The organism is Streptomyces sp. NRRL F-5126, from assembly GCF_000721265.1.
Lineage (GTDB): Bacteria > Actinomycetota > Actinomycetes > Streptomycetales > Streptomycetaceae > Streptomyces.
Genome location: NZ_JOFZ01000129.1, coordinates 1 through 315 on the forward strand (window position 1 = coordinate 1; position 315 = coordinate 315).

Here is a 315-nt window from a genome sequence, read left to right on the forward strand (position 1 = left end):
GTACGGGGGACGAGCGATGCACGGGATGGGCGGGACGGCTGTGATGACCGACGTAGGCGTACCGGCGGCGGGCGGTGACGGCGAGGCGCTGGCCACGCTGCACCGGGTCTTCGGGTACGACGCCTTCCGCGGCGAGCAGGAAGCGATCATCGAGCACGTCGTCGCGGGCGGCGATGCCGTGGTGCTCATGCCGACGGGCGCCGGAAAGTCCTTGTGCTACCAGATCCCCGCCCTGGTCAGACCGGGTACGGGCGTCGTGATCTCGCCGCTGATCGCGCTGATGCAGGACCAGGTGGACGCCCTGCGGGCGCTGGG

The 315-nt window shown here is 71.1% G+C and carries 1 protein-coding gene; it reads left to right on the plus strand.

The features are described 5' to 3' along the window. Positions 1–16: 16 nt before the first annotated feature. A partial coding sequence (locus tag IH48_RS34070) for a DEAD/DEAH box helicase (RefSeq protein WP_420705561.1) occupies positions 17–315 on the plus strand: 299 nt, incomplete at its 3' end.